This is a genomic window from Pseudomonas sp. PH1b (genome assembly GCF_000633395.1).
Taxonomy (GTDB): domain Bacteria; phylum Pseudomonadota; class Gammaproteobacteria; order Pseudomonadales; family Pseudomonadaceae; genus Aquipseudomonas.
The window spans coordinates 1-3,643 of the sequence record NZ_AYMU01000058.1 but is presented as its reverse complement, the minus strand read 5'-3'; the positions used below and the strand labels follow the sequence as shown (position 1 = coordinate 3,643).

5 protein-coding genes are annotated in these 3,643 nt (G+C 57.1%); all 5 read right to left on the bottom strand.

Annotated features, from left to right (window positions below; translation table 11 throughout):
• Positions 1 to 108 precede the first annotated feature (108 nt).
• Positions 109 to 495, bottom strand: coding sequence for a phage tail assembly chaperone (locus U873_RS0133415; protein WP_025132376.1), 387 nt, complete (start codon positions 493 to 495; stop codon positions 109 to 111).
• A 3-nt stretch (positions 496 to 498) separates the two neighbouring features.
• Positions 499 to 1,731, bottom strand: a complete 1,233-nt coding sequence (locus U873_RS34845; RefSeq protein ID WP_025132375.1) for a hypothetical protein — start codon at positions 1,729 to 1,731, stop codon at positions 499 to 501.
• Complete coding sequence (locus U873_RS0133405; RefSeq protein WP_025132374.1) at positions 1,731 to 2,312, bottom strand: phage tail protein; 582 nt, start codon at positions 2,310 to 2,312, stop codon at positions 1,731 to 1,733. Before U873_RS0133405 ends, U873_RS34845 begins: the two co-directional genes overlap by 1 nt.
• Entirely contained in the window at positions 2,305 to 3,426 is a 1,122-nt protein-coding gene (locus tag U873_RS0133400; protein WP_025132373.1) for a baseplate J/gp47 family protein, read from the bottom strand. Before U873_RS0133400 ends, U873_RS0133405 begins: the two co-directional genes overlap by 8 nt.
• The coding region (locus U873_RS0133395) for a GPW/gp25 family protein (RefSeq protein WP_025132372.1) at positions 3,410 to 3,643 on the bottom strand (234 nt) is incomplete at its 5' end. The genes U873_RS0133400 and U873_RS0133395, both read right to left, overlap by 17 nt.

The following is a 3,643-nucleotide window of genomic DNA, read 5'->3' as shown; positions in this document are numbered from 1 at the left end:
GCTGATGCCGCGCGCGAAAAAACCACAACCTGAATTGAGATAAACTTCTTCGGAAATCCTTGCACCTGCTGCAATGGAATTGCTGACGCTGGAAGTCCAAATACATCACTACTCAATCTGCCCTGCTACCCAGGTCGGAGAACTTGGACGTTGCTGGATATCGGGGAAGTTTGTTGATTGCGGCCAGTCACGCAAGGCTTGCATGTACACAAGCAGCTCCTTGTACTGCTCACCTGTCAGCGTTGCAGGGGCTTCAATCTCAAGTTGATCCCGATGCCGCTCACGCAGCCACATAACAGCTGTCAGCTCAGCGTCGCGCCATTCGCGCTCCTTAACGGTCATCGATATAGGCAAGGGCTTGTTAAGCGCTTCGATGAGGATTTTGGCCCTTTGCTCAGAGATTGGCTTCAGGTGTTTGGGGGCAAACTCTTCTGCAGCATCCGCATCGTCATATGCGAAAAGTGCCCCGTTTTTTTCGTCAATAAAGTATTCCAACTTTTAAGCCCTCAGCTCAGACCAGTGCGAGATTGTTGCGCCGCCCAGAAAACCAACCGCATACGTGGACCCTGGCGCGACTACAGCTTGAACACAGTTGTAATCACTACCTGTCCCGCCATCCTGCCCCTGTTTTGAAACTGTGACGTTATCGACAACGAGATACAGACCTCTGTCATTAGTGCTAGAAATGACACTTACCATGATAGGTTTGCCAGTGCTGTTTACGTACCCGACACCTGCAGCGCGCGACCCAAGCATGTCCCTCCATACTTGCCTGAAACCGAGGCTGAAGTTCATGAACATGTTGGCGGTCATAGCCTTAAAACCATCACCGACATTGACGTCAGCAAAGCCCGCAAGCATCACGGTACCGCGTGCGGCTTCGGTAGCCTGAGCGACGGCGGAAGCGTCGGCCTTGCTAGCAGGGTTAAAGTTGTGCGACATCCAAAAATGCCCGAGGTCGGTTGCATCAGCAGTCGCCTTGAGCTGCCCACCTGCTGACCAACCAATCTTAATCGCGCTGCTCGTTTGGCCTATGCCTGTGCCTTGCTGTACAGGGGGGAAGCCAAGCGGGGCCATAAATTTATTATTCGCTTCGTCCTTTGTGTAAGCGTTGTTAATGCCATAACCTGCAAGAGTTGTGGCTTTTTCGGCCTTTCCTGCCAAGGCATTGGTCATAGTGGTTGCAAAATTCGGATCATTGCCCAGCGCATCTGCCAGCTCTTTCAATGTGTCGAGCGCGGCCGGTGATGATGCCACCAGACTTGCTATCGCTTGCTGAATAGCCGAGGTGGTTTCGGGCTTTGTGAAAGCATCAGTAATGCCATAGCCGCCCAGAGTGGTTGCCTTGCCTGCTTTACCAGCTAGCGCATTTGTCATCGTGGTGGCGAAGTTCGGATCATTGCCCAGCGCGTCAGCCAGCTCTTTCAGCGTGTCGAGTGCGGCAGGTGACGATGCCACCAGACTCGCTATTGCCTGCTGGATAGCCGAAGTGGCCTCGGGTTTGGTGAACGCATCAGTGATGCCGTAGCCAGCCAGGGTGGTCGCCTTGCTGGCTTTACCGGCAAGGGAAGCACCCTGCGAATCAGTTTTGTCCTTTAGCCAGCGCGTACGGTTTGCAAGCTGTTTGGCCTGCAGGTTATCAATGCCGTCAGGACCGGCCAGGACCGGGTCTGACGTTTCGAGTTGATAGATGCCAGCTGTCCACTCAGCAATCTCAGGTAGATCGGCCATTAGCTACTCCCATGGTTGTATGAGCCATCGCGGCGTGCAACGCCGTTGTGCCGGATCGCGACAGCCTGATAGTCGAGTGACACCAAGCGACAGCGTGCCGGGGCTACAGAAAGAAGGAGGCGGCGCAGGAGCGCGGCCTGGTCGTTGGTTATGGCGCGTTGAAGCACAACGCGATAAAGGGCCCAAGCCGAGGGATCGCCATGGACGTAGCCGCCATTTCGGGTGATCGATCCATCACGCCGGCGGTTGTTCATCCCTTCCTGGAGGGTTACCTCGCCGAAGCCAAGTAAGCGGATAACCTCTCGCACAGCCCAGGGGGTGCCCTTGTATCGATGCAGCTGGGCGGCGTTCTTGACCAGGTTGCGCTTGGTCTCGTCGGACTCTGCCAGTTGCCAGGCCGCCTCATCGAGCAGGGAAAACTGATCCGCCAGATTTGGCAGCAATGCGGGTTTAACCAAGTCGACCAGGTAAACCAACATGGCATTGAGGTCGAGCCCCTCCAGCGTTTCGTCGAGCAATTCGCAGAGCACTGCAAAACGCTCATCACCCGCCAGTGCTGGCGGAAGTTGATGGCTAGCCATAGACGAAACCTGCATCCAACAGTTGGATAGAGGTGCAGTTTGCCCACTCGTGCCCCTGCAGCTCGCGTACAGCGCTCGGAAGCTCAACGTCTGCTCGATACACACCATTCACTTGCAGCAGAGCGGTGAGTTGCTCCTGGACAAGATCACGCCCAAGGCCTGCTCGTCTTTCAACGGCATAGGCTTGCGCTGCAGCTTGAGCCACCTTCATAGCCCCTTCACGACTAGCCGAGTCATAGAACGTGATACGGGCCTTGATCTCGTAGGCGACCTGAGTGGGTGCATAGGCATGCACCGTGTCGCACAGCGGACGTACTTTCTCGCCACTCACCTGACTCTTGACGCGCTGAAGCAGGTCAACTGAGGGCAAGCCGGTATTGGTCAGCGGAAACAAGGCCACGTGCCCATCCGGCTGGCCTTCGTCTGGCCCATGCACGGCCACATCGATGATGGACTGATGCACTGCCAGCGCGTGGTAGCGATACGCGCCACGGCTGCCCGCATTGCTGAATGCCTCCGGGGCAAGAATGATCCGCTCGCGATAGCGGTCATCGTCCTCGTCCTCTGCGCCGTCTGCAGTGACGCTGGTGTTGGTGGCGATCAGACCGGCTGCAGGTGGGTTGGCAATGCTGCTGATCTGGCCGACAGCCCACCCGTTGCCCAGGACACCGGGAGTCAAACAGGTCGCTGTCACGCTGGTCTGTGTTTGCCCGGTCGGTATGAGGGCATCCTGGTCTGTCAGGAAGGAAAGCTTGGCGTCCTGGGTGCTGACGCGAGTGCCTGCAGGTATCAGCAGAGACTGCTGCACGGCGGTCGGCATACGGAACTGCAGGGAACAACGGGCGGGAACGGCCAACAGCCTTGGGGTCGCCACCAATTCGCCCAGGTAATCGAGTATGGGGGCCTTGGCATAACGTACCAGGAGCTGCTCGCCAGCGCTCTGGATAGCCAACTGCAGGCGCGTCTGGGCATAGGCGACCTGGTCTATAAACAGTCGCTCCACTTGCGCGGGGTACAGGGTTTTTCCTGTCTTGCCCTCGTATCGAGCAATCAAGTCCGCTTCGTTGGCGGCCGGATCGCTCTCGACGAATACCGGTTTAGGCAGCTCGCGCATAGGGCACCTCGGTCAACTGGGTGACACCAGCCGCAACACGCCATTGAACCCGCAGAGTCACTTGCGAGCCCTCAATGGTCACTTGCACCTGGACGACGGAAACCCGTGGTTCCCATTGGCGAATCGAATCAACCGCTTCGCGCACCAGGTGCGGAGTAACGCGGTTGACAGGCCAGTCGATGTAGAGATGGATGTTGCTGCCGAATTCCGGCCGGTG

What these genes read in the sequence shown, in the direction of transcription:
- U873_RS0133400 (WP_025132373.1), bottom strand. Translation starts at nt 3,426, where the DNA reads ATGCGCGAGCTGCCTAAACCGGTATTCGTCGAGAGCGATCCGGCCGCC.
- U873_RS34845 (WP_025132375.1), bottom strand. Translation starts at nt 1,731, where the DNA reads ATGGCCGATCTACCTGAGATTGCTGAGTGGACAGCTGGCATCTATCAA.
- U873_RS0133405 (WP_025132374.1), bottom strand. Translation starts at nt 2,312, where the DNA reads ATGGCTAGCCATCAACTTCCGCCAGCACTGGCGGGTGATGAGCGTTTT.